Source organism: Streptomyces sp. NPDC020192 (assembly GCF_044388685.1).
In the GTDB taxonomy this organism is placed as follows: Bacteria; Actinomycetota; Actinomycetes; order Streptomycetales; family Streptomycetaceae; genus Streptomyces.
Map to the genome: position 1 here is coordinate 145,337 of NZ_JBIRXG010000003.1, position 15,519 is coordinate 160,855.

20 protein-coding genes and 1 tRNA gene are annotated in these 15,519 nt (G+C 67.1%); 7 read left to right on the plus strand and 14 right to left on the minus strand.

What is annotated here, in order from left to right; genetic code table 11:
• The first annotated feature begins 5 nt into the window (after window positions 1-5).
• Both bcp and ACH47Z_RS07700 read left to right on the plus strand, forming a co-directional pair.
• On the plus strand, window positions 6-473 hold the full coding sequence (bcp, locus tag ACH47Z_RS07695; protein WP_399071627.1) for a thioredoxin-dependent thiol peroxidase: 468 nt from the start codon (window positions 6-8) through the stop codon (window positions 471-473).
• 39 nt (window positions 474-512) lie between these two features.
• A tRNA-Leu gene (locus ACH47Z_RS07700) sits at window positions 513-599 on the plus strand.
• A 4-nt stretch (window positions 600-603) separates the two neighbouring features.
• Here ACH47Z_RS07700 and rdgB read toward each other — a convergent pair.
• On the minus strand, window positions 604-1,206 hold the full coding sequence (gene rdgB, locus ACH47Z_RS07705) for an RdgB/HAM1 family non-canonical purine NTP pyrophosphatase (protein WP_399071629.1): 603 nt from the start codon (window positions 1,204-1,206) through the stop codon (window positions 604-606).
• Window positions 1,207-1,349: 143 nt separating this feature from the next.
• Between rdgB and ACH47Z_RS07710 the strand changes: the two genes are divergently transcribed.
• Together ACH47Z_RS07710 and ACH47Z_RS07715 are read left to right on the plus strand one after the other, a co-directional pair.
• The gene (locus ACH47Z_RS07710; protein ID WP_399071631.1) at window positions 1,350-2,666 is read left to right on the plus strand and encodes a DUF445 domain-containing protein; all 1,317 of its coding nucleotides are present in this window, start codon (window positions 1,350-1,352) and stop codon (window positions 2,664-2,666) included.
• Between the two features lie 39 nt (window positions 2,667-2,705).
• A complete protein-coding gene (locus ACH47Z_RS07715; protein WP_399071633.1) occupies window positions 2,706-4,181 on the plus strand; it encodes an MFS transporter in 1,476 nt (491 codons plus the stop codon).
• A gap of 9 nt (window positions 4,182-4,190) precedes the next feature.
• Here ACH47Z_RS07715 and ACH47Z_RS07720 read toward each other — a convergent pair whose 3' ends face one another.
• Window positions 4,191-4,640, minus strand: a complete 450-nt coding sequence (locus tag ACH47Z_RS07720) for a hypothetical protein (protein ID WP_399071635.1) — start codon at window positions 4,638-4,640, stop codon at window positions 4,191-4,193.
• A gap of 153 nt (window positions 4,641-4,793) precedes the next feature.
• Here ACH47Z_RS07720 and ACH47Z_RS07725 point away from each other — a divergent pair, with 153 nt between their 5' ends.
• Window positions 4,794-5,744 (plus strand): GlxA family transcriptional regulator, encoded by a 951-nt coding sequence (locus ACH47Z_RS07725; RefSeq protein ID WP_399071637.1) that lies wholly within the window; start codon window positions 4,794-4,796, stop codon window positions 5,742-5,744.
• A 28-nt stretch (window positions 5,745-5,772) separates the two neighbouring features.
• Here ACH47Z_RS07725 and ACH47Z_RS07730 read toward each other — a convergent pair whose 3' ends face one another.
• The 8 genes from ACH47Z_RS07730 to ACH47Z_RS07765 all read right to left on the minus strand — a co-directional run bounded on the left by ACH47Z_RS07730 (window position 5,773) and on the right by ACH47Z_RS07765 (window position 9,934).
• On the minus strand, window positions 5,773-6,051 hold the full coding sequence (locus tag ACH47Z_RS07730; protein ID WP_399071640.1) for a ribosomal protein L7/L12: 279 nt from the start codon (window positions 6,049-6,051) through the stop codon (window positions 5,773-5,775).
• A 74-nt stretch (window positions 6,052-6,125) separates the two neighbouring features.
• On the minus strand, window positions 6,126-6,428 hold the full coding sequence (locus ACH47Z_RS07735; protein WP_399071641.1) for a hypothetical protein: 303 nt from the start codon (window positions 6,426-6,428) through the stop codon (window positions 6,126-6,128).
• 229 nt (window positions 6,429-6,657) lie between these two features.
• Complete coding sequence (locus tag ACH47Z_RS07740; RefSeq protein ID WP_399071643.1) at window positions 6,658-7,263, minus strand: DUF5753 domain-containing protein; 606 nt, start codon at window positions 7,261-7,263, stop codon at window positions 6,658-6,660.
• The gene (locus ACH47Z_RS07745; protein WP_399071646.1) at window positions 7,260-7,742 is read right to left on the minus strand and encodes a hypothetical protein; all 483 of its coding nucleotides are present in this window, start codon (window positions 7,740-7,742) and stop codon (window positions 7,260-7,262) included. Before ACH47Z_RS07745 ends, ACH47Z_RS07740 begins: the two co-directional genes overlap by 4 nt.
• A gap of 82 nt (window positions 7,743-7,824) precedes the next feature.
• Window positions 7,825-8,049: a DUF397 domain-containing protein gene (locus ACH47Z_RS07750; protein ID WP_399071648.1), complete on the minus strand. Its 225-nt coding sequence runs from the start codon at window positions 8,047-8,049 to the stop codon at window positions 7,825-7,827.
• Between the two features lie 356 nt (window positions 8,050-8,405).
• Window positions 8,406-9,236: a helix-turn-helix domain-containing protein gene (locus tag ACH47Z_RS07755; protein WP_399071649.1), complete on the minus strand. Its 831-nt coding sequence runs from the start codon at window positions 9,234-9,236 to the stop codon at window positions 8,406-8,408.
• Complete coding sequence (locus ACH47Z_RS07760) at window positions 9,226-9,744, minus strand: DUF6879 family protein (protein WP_399071651.1); 519 nt, start codon at window positions 9,742-9,744, stop codon at window positions 9,226-9,228. Before ACH47Z_RS07760 ends, ACH47Z_RS07755 begins: the two co-directional genes overlap by 11 nt.
• The gene (locus ACH47Z_RS07765; RefSeq protein ID WP_399071653.1) at window positions 9,728-9,934 is read right to left on the minus strand and encodes a hypothetical protein; all 207 of its coding nucleotides are present in this window, start codon (window positions 9,932-9,934) and stop codon (window positions 9,728-9,730) included. Before ACH47Z_RS07765 ends, ACH47Z_RS07760 begins: the two co-directional genes overlap by 17 nt.
• 175 nt (window positions 9,935-10,109) lie before the next feature.
• On the opposite strand from ACH47Z_RS07765, the gene ACH47Z_RS07770 reads away from it, so the two are divergent.
• Entirely contained in the window at window positions 10,110-10,601 is a 492-nt protein-coding gene (locus ACH47Z_RS07770) for an inositol monophosphatase family protein (RefSeq protein WP_399071655.1), read from the plus strand.
• Here the strand turns inward: ACH47Z_RS07770 and ACH47Z_RS07775 are convergent.
• The 4 genes from ACH47Z_RS07775 to ACH47Z_RS07790 form a co-directional block, all read right to left on the minus strand.
• Window positions 10,584-12,716 carry a tetratricopeptide repeat protein gene (locus ACH47Z_RS07775; RefSeq protein ID WP_399071657.1) on the minus strand — a complete coding sequence of 711 codons (2,133 nt, stop codon included), beginning with the start codon at window positions 12,714-12,716 and terminating at the stop codon, window positions 10,584-10,586. The genes ACH47Z_RS07770 and ACH47Z_RS07775 overlap by 18 nt on opposite strands.
• Entirely contained in the window at window positions 12,713-13,123 is a 411-nt protein-coding gene (locus ACH47Z_RS07780) for a hypothetical protein (RefSeq protein ID WP_399071659.1), read from the minus strand. Before ACH47Z_RS07780 ends, ACH47Z_RS07775 begins: the two co-directional genes overlap by 4 nt.
• Window positions 13,124-13,422: 299 nt before the next feature.
• Window positions 13,423-13,617, minus strand: coding sequence for a hypothetical protein (locus ACH47Z_RS07785; protein ID WP_270083564.1), 195 nt, complete (start codon window positions 13,615-13,617; stop codon window positions 13,423-13,425).
• A complete protein-coding gene (locus tag ACH47Z_RS07790) occupies window positions 13,614-14,477 on the minus strand; it encodes a helix-turn-helix domain-containing protein (RefSeq protein WP_399071661.1) in 864 nt (287 codons plus the stop codon). Before ACH47Z_RS07790 ends, ACH47Z_RS07785 begins: the two co-directional genes overlap by 4 nt.
• Before the next feature lie 110 nt (window positions 14,478-14,587).
• On the opposite strand from ACH47Z_RS07790, the gene ACH47Z_RS07795 reads away from it, so the two are divergent.
• Window positions 14,588-15,397, plus strand: coding sequence for an ATP-binding protein (locus ACH47Z_RS07795; protein WP_399071663.1), 810 nt, complete (start codon window positions 14,588-14,590; stop codon window positions 15,395-15,397).
• The last annotated feature ends 122 nt before the right edge of the window (window positions 15,398-15,519 follow it).

Sequence of the window (15,519 nt, forward strand, 5' to 3'; positions counted from 1 at the left end):
GCCCGATGAGCGAGCGACTCCAGCCGGGGGACGTGGCCCCCGCCTTCACCCTCCCGGACGCCGACGGCACCGAGGTCTCCCTTTCCACCTACAAGGGCCGCAAGGTCATCGTCTACTTCTACCCGGCCGCCCTGACCCCCGGCTGCACCAAGCAGGCCTGCGACTTCACCGACAACCTGTCGCTCCTGGCCGGCGCGGGCTACGACGTCATCGGCATCAGCCCCGACGCCCCGGAGAAACTGGCGAAGTTCCGCGAGAAGGAATCCCTGAAGGTCACGCTGCTGGCCGACCCGGAAAAGAAGGTCACCGAGTCCTACGGCGCCTACGGCGAGAAGAAGAACTACGGCAAGACCTACATGGGCGTCATCCGCTCCACGATCATCGTGGACGAGGACGGCAAGGTCGAACGAGCCCTGTACAACGTCCGCGCCACCGGCCACGTGGCCAAGATCATCAAGGATCTGGGGATCTGAAAGCGCTGCCCGGCCGCTAGCATGGCCGGGCAGTATCAGGCGGCCGTGGTGGAATTGGCAGTCACGCTGGGTTTAGGTCCCAGTGGGGTAACTCCCGTGAGGGTTCGAGTCCCTCCGGCCGCACCAGAGTTCAGCCGAGCAGTTCCCGAACCACCGGCACCAACGCCCTGAACGCCTTCCCCCGATGGCTGATCGCGTTCTTCTCCTCCGGGCTCAGCTCGGCACACGTCCGGGTCTCGCCCTCCGGCTGGAGGATCGGGTCGTACCCGAACCCGTTCGTGCCGGCGGGGGCGTGCCGCAGGACGCCCCGGAGCTGGCCCTCGACCACCCGCTCACGACCGTCCGGCAAGGCAAGCGCCGCCGCGCAGGCGAAGTGGGCGCCCCGGTGCACCTCCGCGATGTCGGCGAGCTGGGCCAGCAGCAGCTCCAGATTGGCCCTGTCGTCGCCGTGCTTGCCGGACCAGCGGGCGGAGAAGATGCCGGGGGCGCCGTTCAGGACGTCGACGCAGAGGCCGGAGTCGTCGGCGACGGCGGGCAGGCCGGTGGCCTGGGCGAGGGCGTGGGCCTTGAGGAGGGCGTTCTCGGCGAAGGTGATGCCGGTCTCCGCCACGTCGGGGACGTCGGGGTAGGCGTCGGCGCCGACCAGTTCGTGGGTCAGGCCTGCTGCGGCGAGGATGGCCCTCAGCTCGGTGATCTTTCCGGCGTTACGGGTGGCGAGGATCAGGCGGGTCATGCCCGCCAGTATTCCTTCCCCTGCTCAGAACTCCGGCAGAGGGCGGGAACTCTTGTTCCGCTCCGGGAGTCGGTCAGGAAGGGACAATTGTGTGCGGGATCTCCGAGGATCACCGCACGGGTGGACCGGAACGGGTGGAGCTGATGGAAGCGACCGAGACGGAAACAGCGCGGGCGCGGGGTGTGTCGTACAAGAGCATGACGGCCTTCACCCCGGCCGACGAGGAGCGTCGGCGCGGGGTGCGCCGGATGAAGCTCACGGCGACCGGCCTGCTGCTGTTCGTGGCGCTGGTCTACGTTCTCGCCAGGCTTGCCACGCACGAGGGTGCGGGTCCGTGGGCGGGCTATGTGGCCGCGGCGGCGGAGGCGGGCATGGTGGGTGCGCTGGCGGACTGGTTCGCGGTCACCGCGCTCTTCCGTCACCCTCTCGGCCTGCCCATCCCGCACACCGCGATCATCCCCAACAAGAAGGACCAGCTGGGCGTCTCGCTGGGTGAGTTCGTCGGCGAGAACTTCCTCTCCGAGGACGTCGTGCGGCAGCGGCTGCGTGCCGTCGGCATCGGTAGCCGGCTGGGTGCCTGGCTGGCGGAGCCGGAGCACGCGGACCGGGTGACGGCGGAGCTGGCGACGGCGCTGCGCGGCGCGCTGACGGTGCTGCGGGACTCGGATGTGCAGGCGGTGGTCGGTGAGGCGATCACCCGGCGGGCGAACGCCCAGGAGATCGCGCCCGGCATCGGCAAGATGCTGGAGAAGGTCGTCGCGGACGGCGGGCACCGGCGGGTGGTGGACCTGGTGGTGGGCCGGGCGCACGACTGGCTGGTGCTGCACCGGGACGATGTGATGGTGGCGGTGGAGGGCGGGGCGCCGGGCTGGACGCCGAGATTCGTGGACCGGCGGGTCGGCGAGCGCGTCTACAAGGAGCTGCTGCGTTTCTGCGCCGAGATGCGGGACATGCCCACCCACCCCGCGCGGGGCGCCCTGGACCGTTTCCTCACCGACTTCGCCTCCGACCTGCAGTCCGACACGGACACGCGGGCGCGGGTGGAGCGGCTGAAGGGCGAGGTGCTGGGCCGGGGCGAGGTGCAGGATCTGATCGCGTCCGCCTGGACGGCCGTACGGTCCATGATCGTGGCGGCGGCCGAGGACGAGCGCAGCGAGCTGCGGCTGCGGGTGCGGGCCGCGCTGCTGTCGCTGGGCCAGCGGATGACGGCCGAGCCGAAGGTGCAGGACAAGGTCGACAGCTGGGTGGAGGGCGCGGCGGTGCACGTCGTGACGACGTACCGCAAGGAGATCACCTCGCTGATCACCGACACGGTGGCCGGCTGGGACGCCGAGCACACCACCCGGAAGATCGAGGCGCACATCGGCCGCGATCTGCAGTTCATCCGGATCAATGGCACGGTGGTGGGGTCCCTGGCGGGGCTGCTGATCTATGTGGTGACGCGGACGCTGGGGGCGTGAGCCGCCGTCAGGGGGACGTCCTTCGAGGAGGAGGGTCCCATGGCCACAGCCGGGACACCGGCGCCCCGGACCGCCGGCCGGACGATCACGACCGACATCCCCGCCCGGCTGGACCGTCTGCCCTGGTCCCGCTGGCACTGGACGATCGTGATCGGTCTGGGCACCGTATGGGTCCTGGACGGCCTGGAGGTCACGGTCGTCGGCAACATCGCCGGCCGTCTGGCGGAGCCCGGCAGCGGGGTGTCGATCACCTCGGGCCAGATCACGGGCACGGCCGCGGCGCTGTACGTGGCGGGCGCCTGCTCGGGGGCGCTCTTCTGGGGCCGACTGACGGACCGCTACGGCCGCAAGAGGCTCTTCATGATCACCCTGGCGGTGTACCTGTCGGCGACGGCGTTGACGGCGGTCTCCTGGGAGGCCTGGTGGTTCTTCCTGTTCCGCTTCCTGACAGGCTTCGGCATCGGCGGCGAGTACGCGGCGATCAACTCGGCGATCGACGAGCTGATCCCGGCGGCCCACCGCGGCCGGGTCGACCTGATCATCAACGGCAGCTTCTGGCTGGGCGCGGTAGGCGGCTCGCTCCTCTCCATCGTCGCGCTGAACACGGCCCTGCTGCCGAAGGACCTCGGCTGGCGCCTGACCTTCGCGCTGGGCGCGGTCCTGGCCCTGGTGATCCTTCTGGTACGACGCCATGTCCCGGAAAGTCCGCGCTGGCTGCTGATCCACGGCAGGGAGGGGGAGGCGGAGGAGATCGTCTCGGGCATCGAGCACCGGGTGGAGCGGGAGAAGGGCGTACGGCTGCCCGAGCCGTCGCAGGAGCTGAGGATCCACCAGCGCAGCAGCGTGACGTTCAGGGAGATCGCGCACACGGTGTTCGCCCGGTACCGGCGGCGGGCGGTGCTCGGTTTCTCCCTCTTCATCGGTCAGGCGTTCCTGTACAACGCGATCACCTTCGGCTTCGGCGCGATCCTGACCAGGTTCTACGCCGTCCCCGCCGACCGCACCGGTTACTACTTCGCGGTGATCGCGGTGGGCAACTTCTGTGGCCCGCTGCTGCTGGGGAAGCTGTTCGACACGGTGGGCCGGAGGGCGATGATCTCGTCGACGTACGTCCTGTCGGGCCTGCTGCTGTTCGGCACGGCGTGGCTGTTCGGCCGGGGCGCGTTGAGCGCGGGCACGCTGACGGCGTGCTGGTGCGCGGTGCTGTTCTTCGCCTCGGCCGGCGCGTCGAGCGCGTACCTGACGGTGTCGGAGATCTTCCCGCTGGAGACGCGGGCGATGTCCATCGCCTTCTTCTACGCCCTCGGCACGGCGGCTGGCGGCATCAGCGGCCCCCTGCTCTTCGCCGACCTCACGGGCACGGGCAGGGTCGGTGACACGGTCCTGGCGTTCTCGATCGGCGCGGCCCTGATGTGCGCGGCCGGCCTGGTCGCCGCCTTCCTGGCCGTACGGGCGGAACGGCGTTCCCTGGAGGACATCGCCCGCCCGCTGACGGCGGTGGCGCGCGGGCGGTGAGGGCGCTGCTCAGGCGCCGGTGCTGGAACCGGGCCGGACGATCATCAGGACGGTCACGGCGGCCCACAGCAGATTGAAGAGGCCGGTGAACATGGCGAGCCGTGCGGTGTCGGTTCCTCGGCCTTCGCCTTCGACGATCGCGCCCTGGGCGGGCAGGACCAGCACACCGAGGACGACGGCGGCGAGGCCGGTCAGCACGATGGACGCGATCAGCCAGCCGCTCCCGAGCACCCCCATCTGGCCGGCGGTGGCGAACCCGAAGACGGGGACGACGACGCCGACGACGGCGTAGACGCGGCAGATCTGGTGGAGGAGGTGCAGGGCGCCGGTGGCGCGTTCGTCCTCGGGCGCGGCGAGGGACCGGCGGGCGGCGGGCGGAAAGAGGCTGGCGGCGACGGTCACGGGCCCGATGGCGACGATGGCGGCGAGGACGTGCACGGCGAGGAGGAACTTGGTCACGCGGGTGACGGTAGGCGGGGTGGGGATCTTGGAGAAGTGGCGGAAGTGCCAGTGTTCAACGGATTCCCGCCAGAGGGAGGGCGGACGGAGTCCTGACTTACGGCGCTGATGGGGGCGGTTGGCGGGAACTGGTCGTAGGCCTAGGATCCCGCCATGCACACCGTGGCCGTACTGGCGCTGGACGGGGTCATCCCGTTCGACTTGTCCGCCCCCATCGACACCTTCGGCTGGGCCCGGCTGCCCGACGGCCGGGTGCCGTACCGGGTGCGGGTGTGCTCGGTGCGGGAGGAGGTGAGCGCGGGGGCGTTCACGGTGAAGGCGCCGTACGGCCTGGAGGCGCTGGCGGAGGCGGACACGATCGTGTTGCCGGGCGTGCAGGAGCTGCCGGAGGAGCTGCCGCCGGGGGTGGCGGAGGCGTTGCGGGAGGCGGCGGCACAGGGCACCCGGATCGCGTCGATCTGCGTGGGGGCGTTCCTGCTCGCGGCGACGGGCCTGCTGGACGGTCTGCGGGCGACGACGCACTGGTACGCGGCGGGGGACCTGGCGGCGAGGTACCCGAAGGTGACGGTGGACCCGAACGTCCTGTACGTGGACAACGGCCAGTTCCTGACCTCGGCGGGCGCGGCGGCGGCGCTGGACATGTGCCTGCACATGATCCGCAAGGACTTCGGCTCGGCGGTCGCCGCACACGCGGCCAGGATGTCGGTCATGCCGCTGGAACGGGAGGGCGGCCAGGCCCAGTTCATCGTCCACGACCTGCCCCCGACGCCCTCGGGCGCCACCTTGGAGCCGTTGCTGCACTGGCTGGAGGACAACTGCGACCAGGACCTGACGGTGGACGAGATCGCGGCGAAGGCGGGCATGAGCACCCGCACCCTGAACCGCCGCTTCCGCGAACAGACCGGCACGACCCCTCTCCAGTGGCTGCACCGGACCCGGGTACGACGTGCCCAGCACCTGCTGGAGACAACGCCGTACCCCGTAGAACGCATCGCAACCCAGACGGGCTTCGGCTCCCCGACAGCCTTCCGCGAACGCTTCCGCAGGGTGGTGGGCACGAGCCCGCAGGCGTACCGGAGGTCGTTCAGGGCGGGGACCCTGTAGCAGGCGAAAGCTGGGACCTGGCCGGGACCTAGCCGAGGCGGTCGACAGCCTCCTTGGCCTCCTTCAGGCCGGCGCCCGTACTCTCCCGGTACACCTTGATCGCGTGGATCTTCTTCCCCTCGCGGACAAGCGCGGCCACCTCGTCCATCCGCGGGTACTCCTCGCGCAGGTCCAGGTGCTCCATGATCAGGTCGAGCTTGCGCTCGACGCGCGCGAGGCGCCGGTCGGCCCGGACGGACCGGCTCTCGACGGTGGCGATGCAGCCGAGCACGGCCAGGGCCAGCGCGAGGGAACCCATTATGTCCATGACCGTGATCCTAGAAGCGTCTGCACGTTCACGTGACATGGACACAGGCGTGGTTACGTCCGGCTAGGCCTGGCCTAGGCCTTGCGGTCGGCGACGGCCCAGGAGGCGAGGGCGACGGCGCCGGCGACACCGATCACGGACGGCCAGGCGCCGACCTTCTTGGCCAGCGGATGCGACCCGGCGAACGCGGCGACATACGCGGCACTCAACGCCCCCGCGGCCTTCCCCCCGGCCTGCTTCCGCCACTGCTGAGCGGCCGCGGCGCCCGCGACGGCCAGCACGGCCCCGCCCAGCTGCCGCTTCTTGGTCCACCGGGCGACGCCGTATCCACCGACGAGCCCGCCGGCGGCGATGACCGCGCTGGGAACCTTGGCCATGACTTGCCTCCTCTGTTGTCTTTTGTATGGGGTCGAGGCTAACGAGGCCCTACGGGGCGCCGCGCACCAGCCCCTGGGCAGAGTCCCCCCAACCACACCCTGGCCCACCACCCAGCCCAGGGGCTCACCCAGATGGGCCCCGCTTTCCTTGGGCGGCCTACGGCACATTCACGGCGGACGGCAGGTGCAACACCGCCCCTCCAGCTTCGCAAGTGCCGCTCATCGATCCCTAATCCTGGCTCCAGAAGACCAGTGCTTTGCTGATCAGACTGCTGGCGGCATCGCCGTGACTGGCCGCACGGCTCAGGGCGTCGAACGCCTTCTCATGGAGGGTGAGTTCATCCTGGTCCGTGATGTCTACGCCGGACGACACGAGCTCGTAGTGGGCTCGCCCGCCGTCGTACAAGTCGAAGCCGGGCATGGGGACCACGCTCACTTCGGCGGTGGTCGGGAGGATGCCTAGGGCGAGCGAGGGCAGTTCGATGTCGCGGAGCAGGCGTTCCATCTGCCCACGCATGACCTGCGGCCCGCCGACGTTCGTGTACAGGGCTTGCTCGCCGAGGATCACGTCGTAGTGGTGCTCCCCGTCGTAAAGAACCTGCTGACGCTCCATGCGCTTGGCCACGCCCGCAGCCACGTCATCGGGTACGCCGAGGAAATCGACGACCCTGCGGAGGATCACGTTCGCGTAGGCCTCGGTCTGAAGCGTGCCCCAGATCATGTGCGGGACGTACGCCGTGCCGTGCCGTGTCTGCTGGTACCAGCGGATCACTTCGTCCTGGATGTCTTCCGTGCCGGTGGAAAGCCGCTGCTGCCAGGGAATCAAGCTGGTCAAAATGCCTCTCCTCGCTCAAGGGGACATGCCAGTTCAGGTCTCGCACGGTTGGGAGAACACGTCACCACCGCAAGCGACAGGTACGAGGGTCGCTCAAGGTAGAACCCGAGCGTCACATCGCCTCCCGAACCCAGCGTCTCAGCAGTGGAGTTGACCAGAGCCACCAGATCGATGAAGTCCCGTTCCCATTCGGAGGCAAACCGGGGCGCGTACTCGGCCACACGCGCCCCGACCCAGGCGGCTCCGTCCTTCGCCTCGTCCCAGGTGCCACGAACCAGGGAAGGCGGTTTGACGAGCCAATACGCCGTCTCCAACGGAGGAAGGTCCACAGTCGGGAACTCCGACGCGACCTCGCGATACCGCTGGATCAGCTCCGGCTTGCATCCGGCCGGTGGCGGCTCGGGATACGGAGGCCGCCGCAGGGCCTCCTGGTCGAAACGCTCTTTCGCGCCCACCCATAGATAGCCGTGGTGATGCACCAGTAGTTCCCGTCGTCGGGCATCGAAGATCGATGGAGACCGGTCCGGACTCCCATACGGAGCCCGGACCGGTCGGGGCGGATCAGACGGGCAGCCCGAACCGCGCCGGCTCGATACCGGCCACGGCCAACTCCTCCGTGGTGAACCGCAGCGGCTCCATGTCCGGCCGCTTGCTGTCACCCAGCGCCCAGGCGTCGTCCCCGATCCGGGCGAGGGTCACGCACCCCTCGGTGCAGGGTCCTCCGCAGGCCTTCACGAAGGAGGCCCCGCTGATGTCGAGCCCGTACAGCTTGGTTCCGTCCAGCATCACTGCACCTTCCTGCTCAACTGACGCGGCCATGACTGACCGCCGCCGCCCTTGGTGGGCGGGAGTTCATGGGGGAGGTCACACGGGTGCGCCTCTGCCTGGTGCCGTCGCAATTCCACATTCGCATCGGAAATGGCGCTGTAATCACGTCTGGAGCGCGCGTTCTCGCGCCGCACACAAATGTCGAGACACGTGCTGCATCCGGGTGTTGCTTTCGGTTCCGACGGAAGTTCGGTCAGTCCGTACCCGTTAGGCTTGCGCGCACCATCCACTGATCCTCCCCGGTTTTCATGACTCACACATGATCTACCGAGGGGATTGCGAGGCCGAGCCATATTCTCGTTGTCTACTAAAGATCAACGGTAGAGGCTCGCCCATTCTCGAAGAAGGATCCGGGCTGCGTCCCCGAACTTGGCATTCTGTTCGTACTGCTTGAACACTTCCAGATGCTCGGCAATGTCACGAGAGTCACGGAAGACGGTTCGACCGGTGAACGTTTCGACAGTGGCAAGCCTGTCGTCGTAGACCGTGAAAGTGTTCATGGGGCCACGGCTTATGACCGTGCCAATAGGTATGAGACCTATTCGTATGTTGGGGAGGTGAGACAGTGAGGCCAGCCGATCGATCTGTACTGCCATGGCGGGAGGAGGAATCACGGCCCATCGCACTGCCTGCTCTGTGATCAGGAAGGTGAAGCGCTTTGTGGTGTCGTACAGCACCGACTGCCGCTCCAGCTTCCGTGCCACCGTTTTCCCGACGTCTCCCGGCGAGTACTCGAGGCTGGCCCGGATGTATTCGGGGGTCGCCAGCAGGCCAGTGATCATCGCGGGCAGGAAGTAACGAAGCTCCGTGGCATCGGTCTCCAGGCCTGCCAACTCTGCCTGACGCTTCTCGAGGCCGCGCCGCCAGGAGGATCGGATGGGTTGCCATTCGGTGTTCGCGAGCCGTGCCAGCGACGTTATTTCGGCAACCAGCTGCTCGGGGGCATCGAGTGCTCGCAGGATGAGCTCGACGTCGACCAGGCTCGGCGTGATCTCGGCAGTCTCGATCTTACTGATCTTGGACTGCGACACATTGCAGCGCTTGGCGAGCCGGACTTGGGATAGTCCGGCTCGCTTGCGCAGCGTTCTCAGTGTCTCGGCCAGGTCGGCTTTCGATTGCCCCAGCTGCTCAGGATCAAGCGTCAAGGCCCTTCACGTACTCCTCGAAGGGCACCGATTCTGCGACGGCGATGCGCTGATATTCCCCGTACGGCGCCGGGTCGCCTTCGTACACTTCCCGGTTGATCTGCGTTCCGTCCGGCTCGTAGTTCATGAGCACGATCCGGGAACGGTCGAACATCCAGAAGTCCTGAACGCCCTCGAGAGGGTTGGGCCGGTCGGTCACGTCAAGTATGCGGATCGCCTCGCCGGCTTCGACGTTGTGGCGGTAGTACTCGAACTCGAAGCGCAGATAGTCCGAGAGAGGCTGAGCGACGATGTGTACTCGCCCGACCTTACGACCGCTGGCCGCGTACGCCTTGACTCGATCGAACCAAGGCTGTGTCGCTTCACGCGTCACGGGCTCACCGGCCAGAAATCGACGGAATGCTTCTTCCTCCTGCGGCACACGGTAGACGGGCAGAGTCTCCAGACGCCACGCCTCCTCTCGCATGGCGTCGAACGTCTTCCGCCAGTCTTCACCAGCCAAGAGCACGGACAGCCTCCCTCAGGACCGACTCCGGGATCTCCACGAGCGCTTCTCCCTCCGGCGGGTCGAAGGCCTTCGACAGGTTCCCCTGGACCACGAACGACCCCGAGTTGGTTCGGTACACGTTGGGGCAGTCGTCGCCCCCGCACTCCCCGTTCCCATTGCCGGTCAGCCGAGTCAGACCTTCACGCGCCATGGTGCCCCCTGTGTGTCGGGCAGGGCCGATACCTGCCTCGGAGACGACGCTAGGACGACTACGTAGAGACCGTCCATGACGCCACGGAAATATTCCTGTTGTGGGGTAGTTGATCTCTCGAAAGTGCTCGCTGGAGCGGAGGATCGCCCTTTGATGCTCCTTCTCCCTGGGCCTGGTGGCCCCCGACGGCACGCCCGTGCTCGGCGTGGTGGCCGACCTCTGGCGGGGCGAGACCTTCACGGCGATCCGGGGAAGAGGCGCGCACCTGAACGGCACCCCGATCCAGGCCGGCGCCCACACCACCCTCACCGGCCACCTCTTCCTCACCGAATGGGCAGCCCACACCCACTGGCCAGGCCTGGACCCCCTCCTGTCGGCCCTGTCCCACCGTCACTGCACAACAAGGGTGATGGGCTCCACGGCCCTCTCCCTCTCCCTCTCCCAGGTGGCGGCGGGCCGGGCCACGGCAGCGGCCATCGGCGAGTTCCACGCGGTGGACGGCTTGCCGGCGTACCTGATCGCAACGGAGGCGGGGGCGGTGGCTCTCCCGCGATTCCCCGTGTACGACAAGCCGCTGCTGCTGGCGGCGCCGGGGGTGGCGGTGCCTCCGATGGCGAGACTCGAGGGCGTGTCGGGACAGTTCGATGTTTCAGGATGCCCTCTGTGAGCCTCGGTATTGGTTCAGGAGTTCCTCGGCGTGGAGCGTCCACGGATGGTTCGGTCCGAGTACCATCGCTCGACCTTCTGTAACTTCTTCTAGATGCGCGATTGCTTCAGTATTTTGACCAAGTGCGCGAAGGGTCGCACCAAGAGTTTGCCGAGCGTTCAATGCGATGGGATGATCGGAGCCAAAACGTCGCGCAAACTTTGCGAAGGCGGAGCGAATGTACGGCAAGGCCTCTGTCGGTCGACCAGCGCGATTAAGTGTGAAAGCGCAGTTGAGTTCTGCGCCGAGCGTAACGGTGTGATCTTCTCCGACCTCGCGGCGGCATTCCATGACCAAGCCCGGCCCTGCGTCTACGTCTGTCGGCTCCGTGGATACCTCTAGGATGTCCGATCGCGCGAGAAGTGCAACGGGGTGCGCGGGGCCGAGTGCTTGAGCGTATCCCTCTGCTGCTCGCCGAAACAGTGAGATGCCTTCCGGTCTTCGGTCAAGGATGACGAGTGGACTGGCCAGCCTTCTGCAAGCCGATAGCGTGTCCGGTGCTTCTGGGCCAAGTGTCCGTTCGCAGTCTTCCAGGACTTTCCGGAACAGGGCCTCGGACTCCTCGAACCGTCCAAGCCGGAACAGGGTCCGCCCAACGCGTTGACGCAGCCTGATGAGCAAAATGCCATCTTCGCCGAGCCGGGGTTTCAGTAGCTCCACAGCGTCGCTGCCGAAGCTGAATGCTGAGGCGTAGTCGCCGGCCCTGTGAACCGCGACAACAAGCCGAAGAGCGCACTCCGCCGCAGCTTCTACTGTCGATTGGCTGGTCGCCCAACTCGCCGTTCTCCGCAACAGCGCGATCACATGCGGTGCGAGCAGGTTCACCCGGGGGTCCTGCGTCCCTCGGTCAGGCACCTCTGGCAATAGAGCGAGACATAGGCGGGCAGCAGCAGAGGAGAGCTGTTCGTGCTGGTCAGCCGGTGTGGCTCGGGCCACGCTGTCGAGGAGTACGCCGTGGGTGCGTAGGCAGCGCATCTGCCCAGGCGCCAGCTCGGTGAGGGAGTGATCGATGAGCCCGCGCAGAGCCGATTCGACGTGAGATGCCGGGAGCGTCGGGCCGAGTTCGGCCCCGAGCAGGACGGACAGCGGCAATGGATCACTGGACCAGCAGGCGAGTAGGCGCAGAAGGTGGCCTGCTTCGGGCAGGCCTTGTGCGGCGAGGGCATCGAGGGAGAGTTGCCAGGTGCGGCTGGGCAGGTGTCGAGAATCGCCGCCGATGGCTGTGGCGCCTTGCTCGATGAGGCCGATGGGGTCGAGCCCTGTGCTGCCGTCGAGTCGGCGGCCGTAGTCGGCAAGGCTCCATGACTCGATCACCTGGTGGGCGAGGAATCCGCCGGCGAGGGTCAGTGCCAGAGGCAGACGCCCAAGGCGGTCAGCGACCTCCGCGGCATCTTCGATCGACCCGGCATGCGGTGCGAGGTCGCGCAGAACGAGGGCGGCATCCTCACGTGGGAGCACACCGAATTGGAGCAGTTCTGCACCGGGCCACCAGTAGGTCGCTGCTTGCCGGGTCGTGACGACCACAGTGCCAGTGGGGCTGGTACGCAGCCAGCCGCCGTCGTGGAGGATGGCGGGATTGTCGGCGTTGTCGAGGACCAGGAGCCAGGGGTGGTCGGAGCGGTCGAGGTAGTGCCAAACGAGATCGGCGGCAGGACGCAGACCGCTGCGTGCCCCCACCAGTTCACCGTCTGTGGCTCCGCGATCGGCTGCAACAGCGAGCATGCCGGCACGTAGAGAGGCCGGGTCGGAAGCGTTGACCCATAACCCAAGCCGGCCGGCCTGGTTGGTGGCGTACTGGAAGAGGGTGTAGGCGACGGCTGTTTTGCCACAGCCGCCCAGACCGTGAAGAACATAGGCACGATTGCCGACGCCGGGTTCGACGGCGGCGCGCAGACGGTCCATCTCTCCGACTCGGTCGCGGAGCACCAAGGGGGTGTGGCCGACCGCTGGGCGGCGCACGGAGTCCGGTCCGGACCAGTCGGGGGCGTGGTGATGGTGCTCAGTGATGTACTGGTCACCGGTTGCTTGGTAGATGCGGCCCTGGCCATCGGCCCGGGCATCGTTGTGGCCGCTCACCGGTGGCCGAAGTTCTGGTCACGGCCGGCCTGGTAAACCCGAGCGTGACCGGAGGCGGTGGCGTGCTGCGTCACCGACGAGTCTGCGGGCGTGTACGGGGCCAGTTCATTTAGCAGCGCCCGCAGCGCCTCGGTTTCCTCAGGGTGTGCGGCGAGCAGTCGCCGTATGCGGCCCTGCCACTCCGTACCTAGTTCGCTGCGGGATTCGAGGTCGCCGCCGGCCTGTGCAGCCAGCAGGTCTCCTCGGGTCACGTCGAGCTCGGCGGAAATCGCCTCGGCCCGCCCTGGCTCAGCACGGCGCCACAACGAGGCGATACCGTCCCTGGCGCGTTGCCACACTTCGGTCGTCAACAAGGTCACCAAGGTTGTCCCTGCTGTACCCGCCAGCACAGCCGTCTCCGGATCCACGAACCTGCCCCCTCCAGCCCGTCACTGCCTGTTGCCACAGAGTAGTCGGCGGGCCTGGTGACCGCACGGTCCATACGTTCACTGCACGCTCTGCGAGCGGCCCCTGCCCGGTGACGCGTGTGAGGACGGTGTCGTCTGCGATGTGCGTGATGAGCGGATCACGGCGAGCATCCTGCATGCTGAACAGCATGCGTGTCAGACATTCCTTCCTGTCCAAACCGCGTCCGTCGATCGACCTTCGTTAAAACTCAGTTCCTGACTCCGATCCGACGAGGTCTGACGTCGGTCCTCGGGGAACCTCACCTCAGTAGGTGGTCTGCCTTGCCGGCCTTGATGTCGCGGATCATGGTCCGGAGGGCCTCCCGGCTGTCCGTGATGAAACGGTCCTCCTGGCCGTTCACGGCTATGTACGCGTTGCCGGAGCCGTCCACGCCCATCCGGAAGCACGAATTGCCTTCCCCGCAGAACGGCTCTTCCCACTGGATCTCGGTCATGACGCCTCCTGGAGTCCGTGTGCGATGGAGCGGATGAAGTCCCTTGAGTCGTCGGGGGACAGAGCCAGGGCTTCCATCCGATCCAAGTGAGCACGGTACTTGGCCAACTCGCCCTCTCCGTAGAGGAAGTCTGGGCCGTGGGAGTTGTCGATCTGCACGGTGTCGAGCTGTTCCGTAGCTCCCTCTGCGTACAGGACGGTCTGACCTGCACCGGGAAACGCGCCATGGGTGAAAGGGACGACCAGGACGGTCACGCTGTCCCTTTCGGACTGGGCGAGCAGATATTCGAGCTGTTCGCGGGCTACCCGGTGACCTCCGAACTGCATTCGAAGCGCGGCCTCGTGGATGATGCCGGTGAAGCGAGGGGCGCCATCAGCGGACAGCACCTCTTGTCGCCGACTGCGATGGGCGGCCCTCATGGTCACCTTGTGCTCGGGCAGTTGCGGCAGGACCGCGCGGAAGACGGCGAGTGCGTAGTCCGTTGTCTGGAGCAGTCCGGGGACATGCACTGTGCACGACGCACGCATGCGAACGGCCCGCGCCTCCAACTCGGCGATGTCCAAGAGACCTTGGGGCAGCGCACTCCGGTACTGCTCCCACCAACCTTGTACGCCTGTTGAGGCCATGTCGACCAAGGCGCTCACGTACTTCTCGTCGGTACACCCGCAGTGATGGGCCAGGGTGCGAAGACGTTCCTCGCTGATGTTCCGGACCCCTGACTCCATGTAGGAGATCTTCCCCCGGTCGACGCCCAGGAGCTTCGCAGCATCCTCAGCGGAAATGCCAGCCGCTACTCGCATCCTGCGCAGCTCGTGACCGAGACGCTTCTGCCGCTGGGTTGGGGCTGGCTTCGGGGACATGCCGTTCCTTCCTGTGCGCTCACGCGCAGTCTGCCGTGTCTGCGCGACTGAATCCACGATCGAGCTAATTTGTCGAAGTGGCTGGTAAATTTACCCAGTCCTCTCCTAGCTTGAATCTCGCGCCGCTTACGCACGACGAGCAGAAGCGCATCGCGCACGCCTGCCTGATCTCTCCTGCCCTGGGAGGGGTGGGCTGCGCCAGGGCGACAGGCCACTGCTTGCCGGGTAGCGCAGACAACCAGCGGAAGAGGAGGAGCCAGGACGTGGATTGCAGTGCTTGTACGCCGAGAAAGCCCTGGGAACTGCCGTTTCTCGCCGAGCCGGAGGAAGTGGCAGCGTTGCGGCGCGTGTTACGGACCAGTTTGGGCCTCTGGGGCCTGTCGGAGCTGACTGACGCGGCTCAGCTCTGTGTCAGCGAACTCGTGTCCAACGTGATCACTCACGTCGGTCGGGGCGCTCCGGCGACGCTCGCCGTCTCCATGAGCGGTACGTACCTCCGTATCGAGATCCAGGACGCGGGCACCAAGGTCTTGCCGACGCTGGTCGAGGCTGCCGATGACGCCGAGTCGGGACGCGGCATGCTGCTCGTGACCGCACACTGCGACCGCTGGGGTGTTCAGCTCCTGCACGATCGCAAGGTCACTTGGGTGGAACTCGCGACCAGTCTGAGTACACCCCATGGTCATAGCCGCAGCGTGCACGTCTCAAGGGCTGAAAACGTCCTTGGCTTCTACCAAATGCGTCACCCTGTACGTCCGGCCGCCTCCGGCCGACTGATCGCCACTGCCGCGGAGACGGCGGCGGTCGAGGCGATCGCCGATCTCCTTCATTGGCTTCGGGCACACGGCCATGACGCGGACGAGGTGCTCGACCGGGCCCAGTCGCGGTTCGAGGCGGACATGGAGCGCAGCGCTCGGTGATCGACATCGTGTGCTGGGGTGGGCCCTCCCGACTTCGGAGCCGTCGTGGCAGACGCTCTGGCTCCGAAGTCGGGAGCGGCGCGCACGAGACACCAGTTCCCGTCTTGTCTGTCGTCCCGGTG